Origin of the sequence: uncultured Lutibacter sp. (genome assembly GCF_947495725.1) — a bacterium.
Lineage (GTDB): Bacteria > Bacteroidota > Bacteroidia > Flavobacteriales > Flavobacteriaceae > Lutibacter.
In genome coordinates this window covers 730,441-749,744 of the sequence record NZ_CANLZZ010000001.1, presented here as the reverse complement: position 1 = coordinate 749,744, position 19,304 = coordinate 730,441, and the positions used below count along the sequence as shown (strand labels likewise).

Below are 19,304 nucleotides of genomic sequence, written 5' to 3'. Positions count from 1 at the left end.
AACCTGCCCCGGAGGGTAACATCAAAAAAAAATTAAATTATAATTTTTAATAGATAATGATACAAGTTAAACATATCATAATAAACAATATCTAATATTGGGTATAGGTATGTACACTAGTATTTGCAACAGGTAAATAATTAACGCCAAACCAACAAACTAATAATACTACAAATGCCAATGCCAAAATAGTAAGTGCTTGTTTACTTTTTTGAGCGTGAAAATAGCGGTAATGAATGTAAATTAAGTAACCCATCCAGGTTAAAAATGCCCAAACTTCTTTAGGATCCCAAGTCCAGTAATGTCCCCAAGCTTCTTTTGCCCAAAGTGCTCCAAATAGCAACCCTAAAGTTAAAAATGCAAAACCAATATACACTAAGTTATCAGCTAGTTTTAAAGTTTCTATATTGAAGTTTCCTTTGTAACTATCGAACCAACCTTTTATAGCAACAATGCTTGATGCTGCTAAAACTGCATACGAAAATAAATACACCAATACGTGTGGAATAAACCAAGGACTTTGCAGCGCTGGCATTAAGGTTTTTGAATAGGTTTCGGGATTTAAATAATTGATGGCTAAAAACATACTTGCCATTATAAAACTATAGGCCAAAAACCACTTATATTTCCAACGAATAAAAGTTACAAAACCTATTAATGGTAAAAATGTAGCGTACCATAATCTGGTTTCTCCAAGAGTTCTCATTGGAGGCCGGTCCAACTCAATCCACAATTTTACAACAAAAAGAATCATAACCGCCCAACCCGATACAAATAACAAATTGGCAATTTTTAAAACGGCTTGCTTTTTATATGAAATTAATAAAAATACCAACCCTATAAACCACAAAATTACAATGATTGAACTGTATAAAGGAAAATCTATCCAAGTCATTATTCTTGATTTTTAGTTATTTTATTACCCATCCAAAACATATATATAGCGCCTGCAATCATCATAAAAATTCCAATATAAATAAGTGGTAGCCACGGATCTTTTACAAGCTCTAAAACGCTTAAATTACTCCATTTTCCCATTTTATCATCGTAGCTAAGCTGATATATTTTCCAACCTTTGTATTTAAAAGGTTTATTTACTTCTAATACTGTACTAATTCGTTCTCCTTCTTTGGTTAAAATATCAATATCTGAACTAAATTTCTTCACTTCTGGAATAGTCATTACCACAGAGTATTCTTTACTTATTTTAAGTGATTCATAAGGATAACGGAAACTTCCACTACTTATCCAAGCAGTTTTAATAGAATCGTTTTCAATATTTTTTACAGTTACTTTTGCAGCTGGGGGTGAACCTATTTCATTAACAGCTTCATAACGCATTCCAAAACGAATAGCATTAGAAAGAAAATTATCAATTTTTACTTCAAAATTGTTAAAATAATAAGTTTCTCCTTTTTCAACTAAATAAAGGTTTTTACCATCGTTATGTGCAATACTTCCCGTTTTATTGTCTACTAAAGCTAATTTTGGGTTGTATTCATCAATTAAAAAATCTTTTAAAAAAAAGGCAAACGGTAATTCTATTTCTTTTTTTTGTTGGTCTGTAGCAACCCAACTTGGTTTTCCTTCATACACATTTATAGATAAACGTTGCAAATCTCCTGTTCCTAAAACACCTGCGGTTAAGGCTAAAAATAATCCGGTATGGTTTAAAACAAAACCAAAATTAGACCATTTAAATTGTAAAATTCTTTTTATTGAGATAAGTCCCAAACAGGTTAAAAATTGAAACAAGATTAATAAAAACGCCCAATTACTTGTTATATGATTTAAACCTAAGTTATTTATAATTTTATTTTCTGAAGGTATTTGAGGTATAATTCCCATTATCATCACTAGCACAGTAACTAAAACAATACTTGATATTGAAGCCGGTACTTTTGTAAGCCAACGTATAATTTGCGAATTTGTAAACCATTTATACAAAACAAATAGTACTACAATATAACCTATTAAAAATATTACATTGTATGGGTAAGATAACGTAAATACATTATTAGAAGTAGAAAAAACTTCTAAAAACAAACCTGTTATAATTAAACCAATTCCTATAAAAAAAGATTCAATGTAACCCCAGGGATTTTCCCATAAATTACGTTGAATCTTTATATTATTTTCACTCATATAAAGTCAAATATACTATTTTTTTAGAAATGAGTTTTTTAATTTAAAAATCTTAAAAAAATTAAAAAACTCAGAACTAAATACTATTTACTCCATACTATAATTTAGTATGTTGCTTCTCTTTTTTTAGCAGCTTCTTGCCATTGTGGACGAACTTCTTTTAAGAATTTTTCCTTTTCTGCTTTTAATTTTTCCATTGGTAATCCAATAAACTCTTGAGCTTTTTCTTTTGTGTCAATTGCTGGGTAAGGAACTTCACCTTTAAAACCTAATTCCATTAACAATTTAGCTAATTTAATTCTAGTTTCTTGTGTAATATCAATACCTTTTCCAAGTACTCTACCTAACTCAACAGGAGCGTGGAAAGATCCACCGTGAGATGCTGCAACATAATCCCAACGCCATTGTCCTAATCTAATTCCGTGTAAAATATCTTTCATTTGTTCTTCAGTAGCTCCTAACTCCCAACATTTACCTGCTTCAACGTGAGCTCGAACTAACAAACGTTCTAATTGATCTCTGTTTTCAATAATACGATCTTGATTATCAAATACATTTTTAATTAATTCGTCTTTTTCTTCTCTATGACAAACTTGACAAGAATTTGCAACGTTGTTTAAAGGAGATTGAATATGGTGATCTGTAAATTTTTGTCCACCTTCAGTTTTATAAGGCATGTGGCAATCTGCACAAGAAACACCTCTTTTACCATGAATACCCATTTGATAAGTTTCGTAACCTGGGTGTTGTGCTTTTAACATTGGCGCTTTACTAATTTTGTGAGTCCAATCTACATGACCAACTTTGTCATAATAAGATTCCATATCTTCAACTGTTTGACCTTCATCCCAAGGAAATACTAAATAAGGTATTCCTTCTTTTTCAGGTAAATTTTTGTTGAAGTAATACTCAACGTGACATTGTGCACAAACTAAAGAACGCATTTCGTTATGAGAAGATTTAGTAATATCTTTTCCTTGACGTTGAAATGCTTCAATTAAAGCTGGTTGGGTAATGGTTAATTTCATTGACTTTTCATCATGACAGTTTGCACAACCAATTGGGTTTACAATTTGTTCTCCTTTGCTTGCCCATTTTCCTTTGTAGTAATCATCTACACCAATTTCATTAATTAAACGTGGAACATCTGGTGATTTACAAGTCCAACAAGTAGAAGGCATTGGTCCATCATCTGGTCCAGTTGGTCCACCGGTTCTTAAAGTATTAGTAACATCTTCAATTGCATAAACGTGTCCACGACCTTGATTGTAATCTTTTGCAAAACCATATCCTGCCCAAAGTACAACTAGGCGCGGATCTTCTTCTAACATATCAATCATAGCGTTCCCATTATATTTAGAACGGAATGTTGTATCAGCAGTTTTATAATAAGATTGAAATTCGCGAGGAAAATTCTCTCCCCAAACTTCATTTCTAGGTTCTAATTTATTAATCTTTGTCATTGGAGTATAAGCAAATTTAGCCTCCATTTTACGTTCTGTTATTGAAGAAACTAAAAGTCCTAACAAAAACACTATTACTAAAGATGCTAAAAATAACACCCAGTTTTTCCAAGGTTTTCTTGTATTACTCATTTTTACTATCGTTTTGATTATCTGATTCTTTTAAATATTTACTTAACCAATCTGGTACGGTTTCTTGATGTTCTTCATCTATTTTTCCATAGTATTTTATTGAAGATAAACTATGTATACTTCCATGTGGAACTTCTTGGTGACAGGTCCAGCATTTTCTTTCCGTTCTACTACTCATATGATCATCAACTTGCGATGCTAATTTTGCATCAGTTACTTGATTTTCATGACATCGAATACAATTGCTTTGTACAACCTCTACACCGGCTTCTTTCATTCTAATTACTTCAGGTTCTCCACGAGTTAAAAATACTGACGCATGATACATTCCATCTTTTGCTTTAAACATGTATTTTTTTAATACATTATCTTGGGGCACATGACAATCATTACAACTTGCCCATTCTCTATGAGAACTATTTTTCCAAGTTGAATATTGAGGTGTCATAACATGGCAATTTGCACATGTTTTTGGATCATCGGATAAGTAAGAAACCGCCTTTGACTCAATTAGCGCATAGAATGTAAGACCAGTAATTGCACCCAATAAAATTATAACAGGAATCCTCCATTCTTTTGGTGGAATTAAAAATCTATAAAGTCTTTTCATTTTACTATAAAATTATATCATAAAAGAGATTCAGATAATATTATCCTCTATCATTTTTATTTTGCAAATTTTAACTAAATTTTAATTTTAAACTATGATATAAATCATATATCCTTAAATAAATACCTTTTTATCTTTTTTATTAATAAAAAAGTTTTAATTCAAGTATAAAATGGTTATTTAAAAAAATGTAGCGACTTTTTAGGGAGCTGGATTTGGTTGAAGCGCCTGAATTTTATCAATTTCTGACAAAGTCTCTGCCGAAAGTTCCACGTGAATACTTTCAATATTTTCTTTTAATTGTTTAATAGTTGTAGCTCCAATAATATTTCCTGTTACAAATGGTTGTTGATTTACAAAAGCCAATGCAAGTTTGGCTAAACTAATATTTAGTTCATTTGCTAAATCGAAATATTTTTTAATCAAAAATTGTGATTGATCGCTATTATATCGTGTATAATGTGGAAATAATTTCAATCTTGAATTTTCAGGTAAATTTCCGTTTAAATATTTTCCCGAGAGTGTTCCAAAAGCCATTGGTGAATATGCTAATAATCCCACTTTTTCATGCATCGAAATTTCTGCCAAATTAACTTCAAACAATCTATTTAACAATGAATACGGATTTTGAATAGTTTTACAACGTGTTAAATTGTTTTGAGTACTTTCATTTAAATGACGCATAACACCCCAAGAAGTTTCATTAGAAAGTCCATAATGGCGAATTTTTCCCTCTTTAACCAAACCATCCAAAGTTTCAACAACTTCTTTAAAATTATCCTTCCATTTTTGATTTTCGTTGTGTTTGTAGTTTAATTGTCCAAAAAAATTAGTGTGTCTCTCTGGCCAATGAAGTTGATAAACATCTACATAATCCGTTTGTAACCGTTTTAAACTTTTGTTTAAAGCATCATGAACTACAGCTTTTGAAAACCCTAAATTATCACGTAAATATTTAAAAGTGTTACTTGGGCCGGTAACTTTGGTTGCAACCACTAAATTTTCTCTTTTTTGATCTTTTAACCAAGTTCCTATAATACGCTCCGAGTTTCCTTGAGTTTCCTTTCGCGGCGGAATTGAATACATTTCAGCAGTATCAATAAAATTTACTCCTTTTTCAACAGCATAATTGAGTTGTTCATGAGCTTCTTGTTGGGAGTTTTGCTGACCAAAAGTCATAGTTCCTAAACAAATTTTACTAACTTTTATATTGGTATTTGGTATGTTTGAATATATCATAATCTCGATTATTAATCAGCTCAAAAGTAAAAAATTATTATAATAACGTGTTTAATTTAATAAGAAGAAAAAACCATTTTCTAATTAAATAGAAAATGGTTCTATATTATGATGAAATGCTATAATTAAAAATTCACGAATTCCTTAAAATTAATTACTTAGGGAATGGGTAAACAAGTTTAGCATGACATTATTTTTAGATTAAAGCTTATTTTAAAATGGCTTCAATTCCTGGTAAAGTTTTACCTTCTAAACTTTCTAACATTGCTCCTCCACCTGTAGAAACATAACTTACTTTATCAGCAAATCCAAATTGTTTTACCGCAGCAACAGAATCCCCTCCTCCAACTAGTGAGAATGTTCCATTTTTAGTTGCATTTGCAATTGAGTTTCCTAAAGCAATTGTACCTTTTGAAAATGCATCCATTTCAAAAACACCCAAAGGCCCGTTCCAAAGTATAGTTTTAGATTGGTTTACAACTTTATCAAATAGCTCTCTCGATTTTGGTCCAGCATCAACACCTTCCCAACCATCAGGAATATTATTAATATCACAAACCTGTGTATTAGCATCGTTACTAAAATCATCTGCAGCAATAACATCTACAGGAATATGAACTTGTACTCCTTTTGCTTTTGCTTGTTTTAAAATATCTAAAGCTAATTCTTGTTTATCGTCTTCACAAATAGATTGTCCTATTTTTCCTCCTTGTGCTTTAATAAATGTAAAACTCATTCCACCACCAATAATTAAGTGGTCTACTTTATCTAAAATATTTTCAATTACAGTAATTTTTGAAGAAACTTTTGCTCCTCCTAAAATTGCTAAAACTGGTTTTTCACCTTCTTCTAATATTTTTTTAAGACTTACAATTTCTTGAGCCAATAATGCTCCAAAACATTTACTTTCTGGGAAAAATTGAGCTACAATAGTTGTAGAAGCGTGCGCTCTGTGAGCAGTTCCAAAAGCATCATTTACATATACATCACCTAACTTAGATAATTGTTCAGCAAAAGCTACATCTCCTTTCTTTTCTTCATCATGAAATCTTAAGTTTTCTAATAATAATACTTCACCTGGTTGCAAACTTGCAGCAGCAGCTTCCGCTTCGGCTCCAACACAATTGGAAACAAACTTAACAGAAACTCCAATTATTTCTGATACTGTATCAACTATATGTTTTAAAGAAAATTGATCTTCAACTCCCTTTGGACGTCCTAAATGTGACATTAAAACAGCAGCTCCACCATCTTCCAAAATTTTAATAATAGTAGGTTTTGCAGCTTGAATTCTTGTTGCATCCGTTACATTAAAATTTTCATCTAATGGAACGTTAAAATCTACTCTAATCAAGGCTTTTTTACCTTCAAAATTAATGTCTTGTATTGTTTTCATTTTTATAATATTTTGTTCAACAAATATAACTCAAAATAAGCTATTCTAACTAGTTTTTTACGAAAGCGATTTCATTCCAAAGATGTAAAAATTAAAACATTGTGTTAAAACATTAGCAATATGAGCATCAAAATTGCCGATAATTAGCAACTAATTAACATAAAATTGAAAAAATGTTTTACATTCGCTTTAATGAATTTTAACACAATTTTAGGACAAGAGCACTTAAAAAACCATTTGATTAAATCAACCGATAATGGTAGGATTTCTCACGCACAATTGTTTATTGGAAAAGAAGGGTCTGGAGTATTATCTATGGCCATTGCGTATGCTCAATATATTTTATGTAGCACAAGTATTAATAAAGAAGACTGTGCTTTGAAATGTTCAAAATTAATGCATCCCGATTTGCATTTTGCATTTCCTGTTGCATCTAATGATGTAATAAAAAGCCACCCTGTAAGTAGTTTATTTTTAGAAGACTGGCGTAGCTTTATTAAATCCAATCCTTATGGAAATTTATTTGAATGGCTACAATTTTTAGGAATTGAAAACAAACAAGGACAAATTGGGGTTGATGAAGCTGAAGATATTGTAAAATCACTACGACTAAAAAGTTATGAAGGCGGTTATAAAGTTATGATTATTTGGATGGCCGAAAAAATGAATACTTCGGCAGCAAATAAATTGTTAAAACTTTTAGAAGAACCTCCCCAAAAAACAGTTTTTATACTTACTGCAGAAAATGAACAACAAATTATTACAACTATAAAATCGCGTTGTCAGATATTACATTTTCCATTATTATCAGAATCTGACATTGTTAAAGGTTTAGTTGAATTTGAAGGAACAGATTTACCCATTGCCGAAAAAATTGCCAACCAAGCCGATGGAAATTACAATAAGGCTTTGCATTTATTACATAATGATAATTCTGATGAGCAGTTTGAAGAATGGTTTATTACTTGGATTAGAGCTGCCTTTAAAGCAAAAGGAAATGCTGCAGTTATTCAAAATTTAATTTCTTGGAGCGAAACCATTGCAAAAAGTGGACGTGAAACACAAAAACGTTTTTTAAATTATTGTATACAGTTTTTTAGACAAGCTTTATTATTAAATTATAATGCAGATTCCTTAGTTTTTTTAGAACCAAAATCTCCTGGATTTAAATTAGAAAATTTTGCTCCATTTATTCACGGTGGAAACATATTAGATATTACACAGGAATTAAATGATGCCATTTATCATATTGAAAGAAATGGAAATGCTAAAATTATTCTTTTAGACTTATCAATAAAATTAACTCGCCTTTTACACGTTAAAGAAACTACTTCATAATGTCAATTTTTAATAAAAATGCAGCTGAGATATTAATACTATTATTTTTTATAGTTACGTATTTATTTTCTGTTTTAGAAAAAATTGGCGACTGGAAAAATACAGTAAACTATTATACAAATCATTTTAAAAATACAATTTTCGAAAAAATGATTTCTGTATTATTAGTAAATATTTTAATTTTTGAAACTGCAACAACTTTTTTTTTAACTTTTGGGTTATATTCATTGGTATTCAAAAACGAAACTATATTGGCTAAAGTAGGACTAGAAATATCTGCTATTACCTTACTTCAATTTTTAGTAGGTCAACGTATTGCCAAAGATTATCCCGGAGCCATGAACATAACCGTTTATTTTATTTTAAATATTATTGGAATTTATTTATTAACATAAAGTTTTAATTATGAAATTATTAGGAATTGGATCTCGAATAAAACACGAAAAATATGGTTTGGGAGTAGTTACCAATGTAACATCTATTCATTATTGGGTAACTTTTATTGAAAATGGATTGGAAACTATTGATATTGATAGTGAATTTGAAGTAATTGAACACCTTGAAGATGAAGTTGACTCAATTAGTTTTTATGAAGTAGAATCAACTTTAAAAAAATTATTGCAAAAATGGTCCGATGTTTCTGAAGTAATTCCAATTGCAGATCGTTGGAAAGGTGGAAAATTAATTCTAGAACCAAAGGATTCTAATTTAGCAAGTAAAGAGATTCCTATTGAAACATTTTTCCATAAGATTGTTATGGTACGTGATAGGGTTAGAGTTATGGAGCAAAAAATAAACTCTAGTAAAGTTTTAGACGATCAAGAAAAAGTAGATTTACAACAGTACATTACCCGAATTTACGGTAGTTTAACCACTTTTAATGTATTATTTAAAATTAAAGAACATCATTTTTCAGGTTCTAAATCAAACTAAAAAAAAGCCTCTTAATTTAATAAGAGGCTTTTATGTATTTGTATATCAGTATTTTAACTGAATTATTTTGAAAAATCTTTATTTAAAACTTCTAATATTTCATTTGTAATGTTCAATTTATCATCGCCATACATTACAGTTCCATTTCCTGAAGTTCCAAGAACTAAATGCAACCCTTTAGCTTTTGCATAATCCGCAACAAAACTATCCACCTTTTTTGTAATAGCTTCACTTAAAGTTTGGTTTTCTTGTTGTAAACTTTGACTAGCTTGTTGCTGTTTAGCTTGTAACATTTGATTTTCTTGTTGCAAAGCTTGCTCGGTTTCAGCTCTTTTGGCCGCAGACATTTTTTGAGCATTTTTATAGTACTCTTGCACTTTTTGTTGAAAAGGAGCAGAAATACTATCTAACTCTTTCGCCATTATTTCTTGTTTTCCTTTTAGAGTCTCCTCTAAAGCTTTAGTTCCTTCATAATCTTTCATTAAGTCTTCAACATTAATGTAAGCAATATTTGTTTGGTTACAAGAAACCAATGCAACTGCAAAAGCTAATAATAAAATTTTTTTCATTTTATATAATTTTGATTCGTGTTTTAAAATTCCTGCGAATATAGGAACAAAATAGATAGTTTACTAGCTATTTCAATCTATTAGATTTTTTTATATTAAAAATATACGCTATAAATTATATTTATTGATTTTCACCTCAATAACGCTTAAATGCGCTAAAAATAAAAAACCCGAATACATTTGTATGTTTTAAGGTTAAAACACCCTTTAAAGCGCGTTAAAATCGATTTTAACTGTTTTTAATGATGTATATTAAAGAGGAATACTCTTTTGTTGAAATTGCTTTTAAATTAGACCTTAACCCAACAATAAATGCTTTAACCAAATTAGATTTTCCAGTTTTATATTTTTCACTTAATAATGAAACATAAAAAGAATCAAAATACATAGGTAATACTTTTTCTACTATTAAATTGTATTTTTTAAAAAGCAAAGAAATTGATTTTCTTGAAAAATGCCACAGATGTCTTGGAACATCAAAAGCTGCCCAAAATTGTTTATAGTAAATTGCATCAAAACTTTTAAAATTTGGAACAGCAACCACTAAAACTCCATTTGGCTTTAATAATTGTTTAAGTTTTAAAATATACTCATCCAAATTAGGAACATGCTCCAATACATGCCACATAGTAATTACATCAAACTTTTGAGATGTTAACTCATTTACATCTTTAAAAATAGTTGCTAAATTATTTTTATCTAATTTACTATTTGTTAATTCGCGAGCATTTTTATTTGGCTCCACTCCTACTACATTCCATTCATTTGTTAAACAAGTAATCAAAAAATCACCCGTACCACATCCAATATCTAATAAATTTTTGTTACTAGTTTTAAACGAATTAATAAGTTTCAATTTATTTTTTAAAGCATGGCTTTTTACAAACTGATACAATTTATCTGTAACACCTTTTCTAGAATCGGTATGAGAAATGTATTCTTCACTCTCGTAATAACCTGGTAATTTATCGAGCGATGGTTTTGGAGATGTTTCGAGCATTTCCAATTCGGAATTAACTAACAATTCAAATTTCTCACCAGAAACTGAATAATCTTTCAACGCCAAGTATACTGATTTTTTGTTATTCATTTTTAAATAGTTCCACGTGGAACATGCAAAATTTAACGACCCATATAAACTAATAACACAGAAACATCACTAGGAGAAACTCCACTTATTCTACTTGCTTGAGATATAGAAGTAGGCTGTATTTTTGATAATTTCTGTCTTGCCTCAATAGAAAGCGATTTAACTTTTGAATAATTAAAATTAGCAGGAATTACCACATTCTCCAACCTATTCAATTTATCCGCTTGATTCTTTTCCTTTTCTATATAACCTGCATATTTTACATGCACTTCCGTTTGCTCAATAATTTCTCGATCAATATCATTTTCTAAAATAAATTTTGCAACTGAAGGGATCTTTTGAATATCATGAAAATCCAATTGTGGACGAGCCGCAATTTTAAACATTTTCATAGATTGTGAAATTGGAGCTGTTTTATTTTCTAATAAAATTGGGTTTATTACATCTGGTTTAACACTTGTTTCTATTAAAAACTTAACAAACAAATCTGTTTTTAATTGCTTTTCAACAACCCTATCCATTCGCTCTTTAGAAGCTAAACCAATCTTAAAAGCTAACGGAGTTAATCTTAAATCTGCATTATCCTGCCTTAATAAAGTTCTATATTCAGCTCGTGAAGTAAACATTCTATAAGGCTCCTCAGTCCCTTTAGTAATTAAATCATCAATTAAAACTCCTATATAAGCTTCGTTTCTTTTTAAAATAAAAGGTTCTTTTCCCTGAATATTTAACGCAGCATTTACACCAGCCATTAAACCTTGCGCTGCCGCTTCTTCATAACCAGTAGTTCCATTTATTTGACCAGCAAAATATAAATTCTTAATTAACTTTGTTTCCAAAGTATGTGATAATTGAGTAGGTGGAAAATAATCATATTCAATAGCATACCCATATCTCAAAAATTTAACATTTTCAAAACCTGCAACTTTACGTAAAGCTTTATCCTGAACATCTTCTGGTAAAGAAGTTGAAAATCCATTTACATAAGTTTCAATTGTTTCCCAACCTTCGGGCTCAACAAATATTTGATGTCTCTCTTTAGTGGCAAACCTATCAATTTTATCCTCTATAGAAGGGCAATATCTTGGCCCAATACTTTGTATTCTTCCATTAAACATTGGTGATCGATCAAATCCTGTTCTTAACAAATCATGAACTTCTTTAGAAGTATAACTCATATAACAAGATTTCTGTTTATCTAAAGATTTAGTATCTGGTAAATAGGAAAATTTTTCTGGATCATCATCACCTGGCTGTTCAATCATTTTAGTAAAATCCAAAGATCTTGAATCAACTCTTGGCGGAGTACCAGTCTTCATCCTTCCAGCTTCAAATCCAACTTTAACCAAATCTTCTGTAATACCAACAGCTGCACTTTCACCTGCTCTTCCTCCTCCAAAAGTTTTATCACCAATATGTATCAAACCATTTAAAAAAGTACCTGCAGTAATAATAACCGTTTTTGATTTAATAACGATTCCTAAAGCTGTTTTTACACCAACCACTTTACCTTCCTCGAACAAAAGACCAACAACCATGTCTTGATAAAAATCTAAATTATCAGTTTGCTCTAACATTGTTCGCCAACATTCTGCAAACCTCATTCTATCACTTTGCGCTCTCGGACTCCACATTGCCGGACCCTTAGACTTATTCAACATTTTAAATTGAATTGCAGTTTTATCTGTTACTACACCACTATAACCACCAAGAGCATCAATTTCTCTAACTATTTGACCTTTGGCTATTCCTCCCATAGCAGGATTACAACTCATTTGAGCAATATTCTGTAAATTCATTGTAACCAACAAAGTTTGTGCGCCCATATTGGCAGACGCTGCTGCGGCCTCACCACCAGCGTGACCTCCACCTACTACAATAACATCATAAATAGTATTAAACATAATTCAAATATATTGTTCCACGTGGAACATTTTAATAATTACCTAACTTTAAACAAACATCTTCAGCTTCTCTCATTGCTGTAATATCATCTGGAGATTTATCCTTATATCCCATATAATGTAAAATCCCGTGAATAATGACTCTATTTAACTCTCTTTCAAAACTTTGGCCATACTTTTTAGCATTTTCTTTAACCCTTTCCACTGAAATGAAAATATCACCAGAAATTAATTTTCCCAAAGTATAATCAAAACTAATTATATCAGTTAAGGTATCATGATTTAGAAATTCCTCATTTAATTTTAACAAATAATCATCATCACAAAAAATATAGTTTAACTCACCTTCTTCGAAACTGAAATTGGAAATACAACTTGAAATCCATTCAGAAATACCTTTATCGTTAGATAATTTAAAATCTGTTTCGTAATTAAAATTTATCATTTTTCTATCTTAGCTCTAAAATAATCTTGTACTTTCTTTTTATAAATTCCGCGCAAAGGTAATGATTGTCTATTTAAAATTTCATTATTATTAAAATAGAGATTTTCTAACTGTAATTTTATATTGTTATTCTTTTTAAACTCATTATAATTACTAATTGATTTGCGCTGTTTATCTTCTCCTTGTTCTTTTTCTGCTTCATCCAGTTTAAGCAATTCATGATTTAACTCCTTCATTTTATCTATCACCTCTTTTGTAAACCCCTTTTCTAAAATTAAATTTTCAAGTTCTTCCATTTTACTCACAACATCACCAAACCCTTTATTTCCCCTTCCATCATTCTTTCCAATCATATCTTTTAGCATATCTTTTAGCCTACTTTGTTCTTTGTAAATTTCAAAAAGCTCTTGGCTAATTTGCTCATTTAAACCTTCCCCATTTTCCTTACCATTATTTAAATTATTTTTTTCATCACCATCTTTTTCACCATTTTTCTCTTTACTATTAGTACCACTTTCCTTATTTCCATCTTCCATTTTTTTTGATAATTCGCCTTGTTTTTTAATAATATCAGGTAACGAAAAATCTTGTGAACCACTTCCCTCACCCATACTTGGAGTTGAGTTCATTAAACTTTCTAACAAATTACTTAATTGATTTGCTAAATTATTTACTGCAGTTAACGCAAAATGTTGATTTGAAACACCATTTTCAACTTTATTATCAGAAAAATTTACAATTGATTCATCAATATTATAATGAACTTCATTGATTTCTTTTTGAATATCACTACTCATTTTTACCAACCTTAATGAAAGCATATAAATACTGTCATCTATATGTTCAAAATATTCTTTAAGTACATGTTGATTTTTTAAATTTACAGCGTATTCCGGGTGATCGTTATCTCTATCAAAAAAGTTATTCATTAATTTTTCTTGTTGAAATGAAAATTCAATTAAATTTTCAACAATTACCCTTAAATCATCAATATCCTCGTCTAAAGATTCACCACCTCCACTAGCCATAGAACTTTCCATTTGTTCACCCATCTCCTTCATTTTTTTTGCGGCAGACTTTTGTTTTTTCTTAGCATTCGAGTCATTATTCGGTTCTGATTTATTCTGTTTTTCTTTATTAAGTTCCTTTAAAGCTTCTTCTAAATCTTCTGAAATTTCTTCCTTTTCAGAATCATTATTTGGAAGTTTCATCGGCCTTTTTAAACTTCTATTTTCTTTTTCTAAATTGTTAAGATCCTTTTTAATATTTTCAAACTTTTCATTTATTACTTTCTGATTATCTAAATTGTTTTCCTCTTTATTTTTATTAGCCAATTCTTCTTGCTCATTTCCTAATTCTTGTAATTTTTCTGAAATTTGATTAGCCTTTTGTTCTACATAAAATCTTTTAGTTAGTTCTAAAATTCGTTCTAAACTTTTTTCTTTACTCTTATTTTTTTGAGATATTTTTTTTATTTTTTCAACTAAATCTTCTTTGTTAATTTTTTTTGAAAGTTCTTCTAACTCTTTTAACAAGTTCTCTTTTTCATTTAATTTTTTTACCTCTTCAACCCTTTTCTCCAAATCATTCTTCTTTTCCTTCATCTCCTCATTAATTGGCTGTTCATTTATATTTTGCTCTAACTTCTCAGTTTGCTTTTTAAATAAATTATCATATTGTTTCTGGCGGTTTATAAATTCTTCAATTTTTTTGGAATCGTTCCAGTTCATATCAGCTTTCTTCTGAATTTCTTCCTGCAATTTCTTTATGTCATCATTATTCTTTTTAGACTTTTTTACAGTTTTCGAAATCAAATCTAAATTGTTTTTTTGCTCTAATAATAAATCCTCTTTAAACTCATTTTTAGTTTTTTTATAATAACTAAACTCTTTACTTTTCGACTTTTTTCCACCGTTAACACCGTCATTATCAGTAACTTCGAAAAACATATTGTAATTTATCCCTTCTTCTATAGAAATTTGGTTAGGAAAAATATAGTAAAACTCTGAGTATGTGCCTTTTACAAAATTTATTGGGTGTTTATAAACTATCTCAGGTTGCAAATTATTATAATACACAAGTTGTAGTTTTCTTACTCCATAATCATCACTTAATTGACCTACAAAATGAACAGGACCACGACTTACCGAATCAATATTTGAGTTAACAACAATTTTTGGATATTCATCAATAATTACATCAATTTCAAAGTTTAAATCTTCATAATTTTTTAACTCTTCATTAGAAGCTGCCACTCTATAATTAGTATTCGATAAAATTCTTTTTGAATAACTAAAAAGCGATTTTGTATTTTTATTAAAGGAATGCTTTTCTACATTTTGAATAAATAAAACTGAATCTGTTTGCCTAGTTTCCACTTGCCAATTAATTATAGTTCCTTGGGGAACAATAGCATTTCCCGTATTTTCAATAACCTCATTTCTTTTACCCGTATACTTTGGGTAAGTCAAAATCATTTTTAAATTAGTAATATTAGGTGTAGGAATTACATTAATATTATATTCTTTTGAACTTACTCCAGTTGCCTCAAAATAAAAAGAAATCGGTTTTTTAACAGTAGAAAATTGATAACTAAATTTTCCAAATTCATTATTTTCTAAATAATAATCTTCATTTAAAAAATGAATTTTCACAAATTCAGGAATAGTGTTTCCAACTGTTTCAATTTCCAATAAAAGCGGATCGCCTTCAATAACATTCAAATTCTTATTTAAGACATTAAAAGTAAAAGGAGCTGGAGCTTCATAAGCCACATTATAATGCACTACCCTATTAAAACTATCACTAAATAAATTAATGTTTCCAGTAAAATAAATAATTAACCAAATTGCAATTGGAATTAAGGCATATTTAATATACTTTTTATTACCATTAAAATTAACTGCTTTTTTAAAAGGAACTAATTTAAGATCGCCAGATTTTTGTTCAATACTTGCATTAATTAATTCAGAATTTTGATGCATTTCTTTTAGTTGCAACAAGTTTAATAGCTTATCATTTACCTCTGGAAAATGTTTTCCTATTATTTTTGAAGCCTCAATTTTAGAGATTCCTTTTTTAAATCCAAAAATTTTAAAAATCGGAATTACAATATAAACTACAACCAGAAATAACTCTACCGAGATAAACAACCAAAATAATATTGATCTATGTAGAGGTTTTAGCCATAAAAAATATTCAATAAATAAGGTAAAAATAAAATACAAAAGTCCAATAGAAAGAAATAGTAAAACCCCTTTAATCAACTCATTTGTATAATACTTCTTTATAAATTGTTGAAGTCTAGCTTCGATGCTTTTTAGATAGTCCAATATTTTAAAACTTTATTAACAGCTAAAAATAAGGAAAAATAAATTATAGTATCACTAATTTATGTTTAATAGCATATAAAACAAGACCTATACGAGATTTTGCCTCAAGTTTTTCAAACAAAGCTTCTCTATAATTTTCGACAGTTTTAGGGCTTAAACACATTACATCAGCAATTTCTTTATAAGTTCTTTCCGAACAACATAATTTTAAAAATTCTATTTCACGTTCTTTTAAAGAAATATCCGAATCTTCCGAACCATTTATTGAAGATTTTAAAAGGGTACTTGTTACTTCTTCTGTATAATAAAATCCGTTAGTATAAACTTCGTTAATAGCATGTTGCAAAACTGAAGGGTCAATATCTTTAAGTAAATAACCTTTTGCACCAGCACGCAACATTCCTAATATTTTTTGTTCATCCTCCTCCATTGATAACGCCAAAACTTTAGCTGAAGGAACATTTTCCTTTAACCATCCACAGGTTTCAATTCCGCCCATTCGTTTCATTTGAACATCTAATAAAACAATATCAGGTACTAAGTTTTTCTCTGTTAAATAATGAACTATTTCATCTCCATCACAAAAACCTCCAATAACATTAAAGTTTGGAAGGCTTGAAACTAAACCTTTTAATGAGGCTAAAAAAAGTTGATGATCATCTACAATACAAATGTTTATAGGATTATTACTCATTGCAATTTTAATTATTTATTTTGAACAACTAATATATAACTTTGTACCCTTTTCTATTTCAGAATTCAAAGTTAATTTTGCACCTATTAGCTCTGCCCTGCTTTTTATATTTATTATACCAATTCCAATTTCTTTAGAATCATCTTTCAAATCGAACCCTTTTCCATTATCACTTGCATAAATTTCTAACTTTTTCTTCGAAAAATTTAGTTCAATTATTAAACTAGTTGCTTTAGCATATTTTAAAGTATTATTACAAAATTCCTGTAAAATTCTAAATAAAATAATTTCTTTTTCGTTGGACAAACTAAATTCTTCGCCTTTAATATTAAACTCTGCATTAATAACATTTAATCGATTAAATCGATCAACTTCAAATTTTATTGATTCTAATAATCCTTTATTTTTAATAGTTGCAGGGTTTAACGATTTAGATAATCCTCTTAATTCTTCAAGCGATTTACCAACAATACCACTGGTTTCTGAAATACTGTTTTTTTGTTCTTCTGGCAAACTATGTTTAAGCATATTTAACTGCATTTTTGCTACAGAAAGTAACTGTCCAATATTATCATGAATTTCCCAGCTTATATTTTGCAAAGCTTGTTCCTGAATTTCTAATCTTGATTGATTAATTTCTTTTTCAAAACGCTGTTGTGTTTCTCGTTGTTTTAAAATATAAATTGTTTTCTTTTTTTGAAAATACATGAAAAACACAACCAAAGTTGCTGCCAAAACAATTACTATAATTGTAACTGCCAACACTAAAATTTTAATTTCTGTCTGTGCCAAAACTATATACTATATTTTTTTTTGCTAACTATAAAACCAGTAATAAAACAGCCCGCCATTATTAAATTTAAACTTAAAACTATATAATCAAATAAACCCTGATAATTGAGCAATTCGGCAATTACGTATATTGGAATAGTTCCAATATTAAAAAAAAGTACGCCAATGCTTACCCAAAAAAACATGGATTTATTTAATTTTAAAACAACTTCACTTTGTAATAGTTCAGTAAAATATAATAATACTGATATTACAATAAATATACTTGAGAATAGAATATTATAATTAAGATTTACCAACGTAAAACTGGAAAAAAAACTAATATCAATTACAGAAATTACTGTATATACCAAAGCAATAATTTTTATTATATTCTTTTTAAAATTATTTTTTATCAACTCATGAAAAAAATAGAAATAGAAATAACTATTAGCCAAACTCCATATATTATATAAATAAAAAGTAAGTTTATGTAAAACTGTACCAATAAAAAAAGCAGCTATCTCTGTTAGAAATGAATAGATTAAAAAACCAAAAACTAATTTTAGCAAATAACTATTTCTAATTTTTTTATAGTTATAAACTCCAAAGAATAAAACTATTGAGTAAATAAATGGATATATTAAATTAAAATATTTCAAACCAGTTGAGGATAATCTGCACTAGGAGGATTTCCAACTCCACCTCTATTTAATGCTCCTAACTCTGGAATATCACCATTATTAGAAGTTAGTTCAACTCCATCCTTACCAGCTTCTCCTTGTTTTAAAATTTGCTTTGTAGGTGCAATAAAAACAGTTGATAAATTTTTCTTTGATTTATCCTTATTTCCATACGATCCAAAATATATTCTAAAACCATTAACATCTTTATTTTTACTTTTACAATCATCAATAAAACTTTGCAACTCTTCTAAAGAAAACCAACTAGAAATAGCATCTTTTTCTTTTGGTTTTTTATTTAAACTTTCAACAACTTTATTAAGGGCTTTCCCTTTTGTTTTAATAAAATTTTGGTTTAACTCAATAGCCTCTTCTTTTGTAATTCTACTCATAATTATTTAAGCTTTAAAATTTTTACTAAATATAGTAATATTCAATTCAAACATATTAAAAATATTTCCAGGGGGGAAAAATCCCCTTTTTAAAAGGTGGAAATCCGTAAATATTAACCTAATTTTCTTAATATCTTTGAACTGCTAAATTAAAATTGATTTATGTTT

General features: G+C 28.9%; 17 protein-coding genes. 3 read left to right on the top strand and 14 right to left on the bottom strand.

Annotation, left to right across the window (positions count from 1 at the left end; genetic code table 11):
- Positions 1 to 91: 91 nt before the first annotated feature.
- From ccsA to Q0776_RS03135, 6 genes are all read right to left on the bottom strand, one after another.
- Complete coding sequence (ccsA, locus tag Q0776_RS03160; protein WP_298364950.1) at positions 92 to 895, bottom strand: cytochrome c biogenesis protein CcsA; 804 nt, start codon at positions 893 to 895, stop codon at positions 92 to 94.
- Positions 895 to 2,145, bottom strand: coding sequence for a cytochrome c biogenesis protein ResB (locus tag Q0776_RS03155; protein ID WP_298364948.1), 1,251 nt, complete (start codon positions 2,143 to 2,145; stop codon positions 895 to 897). Before Q0776_RS03155 ends, ccsA begins: the two co-directional genes overlap by 1 nt.
- A gap of 104 nt (positions 2,146 to 2,249) precedes the next feature.
- Entirely contained in the window at positions 2,250 to 3,740 is a 1,491-nt protein-coding gene (gene nrfA / locus Q0776_RS03150) for an ammonia-forming cytochrome c nitrite reductase (protein WP_298364946.1), read from the bottom strand.
- Positions 3,733 to 4,350 carry a cytochrome c nitrite reductase small subunit gene (gene nrfH / locus Q0776_RS03145; RefSeq protein WP_298364943.1) on the bottom strand — a complete coding sequence of 206 codons (618 nt, stop codon included), beginning with the start codon at positions 4,348 to 4,350 and terminating at the stop codon, positions 3,733 to 3,735. The genes nrfA and nrfH overlap by 8 nt, the downstream gene beginning before the upstream one ends.
- A 201-nt stretch (positions 4,351 to 4,551) precedes the next feature.
- Positions 4,552 to 5,589 carry an NADP(H)-dependent aldo-keto reductase gene (locus tag Q0776_RS03140; protein ID WP_298364942.1) on the bottom strand — a complete coding sequence of 346 codons (1,038 nt, stop codon included), beginning with the start codon at positions 5,587 to 5,589 and terminating at the stop codon, positions 4,552 to 4,554.
- Between the two features lie 208 nt (positions 5,590 to 5,797).
- The gene (locus Q0776_RS03135) at positions 5,798 to 6,985 is read right to left on the bottom strand and encodes a phosphoglycerate kinase (protein ID WP_298364939.1); all 1,188 of its coding nucleotides are present in this window, start codon (positions 6,983 to 6,985) and stop codon (positions 5,798 to 5,800) included.
- A gap of 192 nt (positions 6,986 to 7,177) precedes the next feature.
- On the opposite strand from Q0776_RS03135, the gene Q0776_RS03130 reads away from it, so the two are divergent.
- From Q0776_RS03130 to Q0776_RS03120, 3 genes are read left to right on the top strand one after another with little or no spacing between them, the layout of a single operon-like run.
- Complete coding sequence (locus tag Q0776_RS03130; protein ID WP_298364937.1) at positions 7,178 to 8,323, top strand: DNA polymerase III subunit delta'; 1,146 nt, start codon at positions 7,178 to 7,180, stop codon at positions 8,321 to 8,323.
- Positions 8,323 to 8,718, top strand: coding sequence for a DoxX family protein (locus Q0776_RS03125; RefSeq protein WP_298364935.1), 396 nt, complete (start codon positions 8,323 to 8,325; stop codon positions 8,716 to 8,718). Before Q0776_RS03130 ends, Q0776_RS03125 begins: the two co-directional genes overlap by 1 nt.
- A 10-nt stretch (positions 8,719 to 8,728) precedes the next feature.
- Positions 8,729 to 9,256, top strand: a complete 528-nt coding sequence (locus tag Q0776_RS03120; protein ID WP_298364933.1) for a hypothetical protein — start codon at positions 8,729 to 8,731, stop codon at positions 9,254 to 9,256.
- A 62-nt stretch (positions 9,257 to 9,318) separates the two neighbouring features.
- On the opposite strand, the gene Q0776_RS03115 is transcribed toward Q0776_RS03120, so the two are convergent.
- The 8 genes from Q0776_RS03115 to Q0776_RS03080 all read right to left on the bottom strand — a co-directional run bounded on the left by Q0776_RS03115 (position 9,319) and on the right by Q0776_RS03080 (position 19,136).
- A complete protein-coding gene (locus tag Q0776_RS03115; protein ID WP_298364931.1) occupies positions 9,319 to 9,825 on the bottom strand; it encodes an OmpH family outer membrane protein in 507 nt (168 codons plus the stop codon).
- A 229-nt stretch (positions 9,826 to 10,054) separates the two neighbouring features.
- Positions 10,055 to 10,915, bottom strand: coding sequence for a class I SAM-dependent methyltransferase (locus Q0776_RS03110; protein WP_298364929.1), 861 nt, complete (start codon positions 10,913 to 10,915; stop codon positions 10,055 to 10,057).
- A gap of 32 nt (positions 10,916 to 10,947) precedes the next feature.
- Positions 10,948 to 12,819 carry a tRNA uridine-5-carboxymethylaminomethyl(34) synthesis enzyme MnmG gene (gene mnmG, locus Q0776_RS03105; RefSeq protein WP_298364928.1) on the bottom strand — a complete coding sequence of 624 codons (1,872 nt, stop codon included), beginning with the start codon at positions 12,817 to 12,819 and terminating at the stop codon, positions 10,948 to 10,950.
- Between the two features lie 31 nt (positions 12,820 to 12,850).
- Positions 12,851 to 13,264: an rRNA maturation RNase YbeY gene (ybeY, locus tag Q0776_RS03100; RefSeq protein WP_298364927.1), complete on the bottom strand. Its 414-nt coding sequence runs from the start codon at positions 13,262 to 13,264 to the stop codon at positions 12,851 to 12,853.
- Positions 13,261 to 16,596 (bottom strand): DUF4175 family protein, encoded by a 3,336-nt coding sequence (locus Q0776_RS03095; protein ID WP_298364925.1) that lies wholly within the window; start codon positions 16,594 to 16,596, stop codon positions 13,261 to 13,263. The genes ybeY and Q0776_RS03095 overlap by 4 nt, the downstream gene beginning before the upstream one ends.
- Before the next feature lie 43 nt (positions 16,597 to 16,639).
- Positions 16,640 to 17,290, bottom strand: a complete 651-nt coding sequence (locus tag Q0776_RS03090; RefSeq protein ID WP_298364924.1) for a response regulator transcription factor — start codon at positions 17,288 to 17,290, stop codon at positions 16,640 to 16,642.
- 15 nt (positions 17,291 to 17,305) lie between these two features.
- On the bottom strand, positions 17,306 to 18,082 hold the full coding sequence (locus tag Q0776_RS03085; RefSeq protein WP_298364922.1) for a histidine kinase: 777 nt from the start codon (positions 18,080 to 18,082) through the stop codon (positions 17,306 to 17,308).
- Between the two features lie 637 nt (positions 18,083 to 18,719).
- Positions 18,720 to 19,136 carry a hypothetical protein gene (locus tag Q0776_RS03080; RefSeq protein ID WP_298364920.1) on the bottom strand — a complete coding sequence of 139 codons (417 nt, stop codon included), beginning with the start codon at positions 19,134 to 19,136 and terminating at the stop codon, positions 18,720 to 18,722.
- Positions 19,137 to 19,304 lie beyond the last annotated feature (168 nt).

Coding starts and splice junctions, on each gene's coding strand:
- ccsA (WP_298364950.1), bottom strand. CDS start 895: ATGACTTGGATAGATTTTCCTTTATACAGTTCAATCATTGTAATTTTG.
- Q0776_RS03155 (WP_298364948.1), bottom strand. CDS start 2,145: ATGAGTGAAAATAATATAAAGATTCAACGTAATTTATGGGAAAATCCC.
- nrfA (WP_298364946.1), bottom strand. CDS start 3,740: ATGAGTAATACAAGAAAACCTTGGAAAAACTGGGTGTTATTTTTAGCA.
- nrfH (WP_298364943.1), bottom strand. CDS start 4,350: ATGAAAAGACTTTATAGATTTTTAATTCCACCAAAAGAATGGAGGATT.
- Q0776_RS03140 (WP_298364942.1), bottom strand. CDS start 5,589: ATGATATATTCAAACATACCAAATACCAATATAAAAGTTAGTAAAATT.
- Q0776_RS03135 (WP_298364939.1), bottom strand. CDS start 6,985: ATGAAAACAATACAAGACATTAATTTTGAAGGTAAAAAAGCCTTGATT.
- Q0776_RS03130 (WP_298364937.1), top strand. CDS start 7,178: ATGAATTTTAACACAATTTTAGGACAAGAGCACTTAAAAAACCATTTG.
- Q0776_RS03125 (WP_298364935.1), top strand. CDS start 8,323: ATGTCAATTTTTAATAAAAATGCAGCTGAGATATTAATACTATTATTT.
- Q0776_RS03120 (WP_298364933.1), top strand. CDS start 8,729: ATGAAATTATTAGGAATTGGATCTCGAATAAAACACGAAAAATATGGT.
- Q0776_RS03115 (WP_298364931.1), bottom strand. CDS start 9,825: ATGAAAAAAATTTTATTATTAGCTTTTGCAGTTGCATTGGTTTCTTGT.
- Q0776_RS03110 (WP_298364929.1), bottom strand. CDS start 10,915: ATGAATAACAAAAAATCAGTATACTTGGCGTTGAAAGATTATTCAGTT.
- mnmG (WP_298364928.1), bottom strand. CDS start 12,819: ATGTTTAATACTATTTATGATGTTATTGTAGTAGGTGGAGGTCACGCT.
- ybeY (WP_298364927.1), bottom strand. CDS start 13,264: ATGATAAATTTTAATTACGAAACAGATTTTAAATTATCTAACGATAAA.
- Q0776_RS03090 (WP_298364924.1), bottom strand. CDS start 17,290: ATGAGTAATAATCCTATAAACATTTGTATTGTAGATGATCATCAACTT.
- Q0776_RS03080 (WP_298364920.1), bottom strand. CDS start 19,136: ATGAGTAGAATTACAAAAGAAGAGGCTATTGAGTTAAACCAAAATTTT.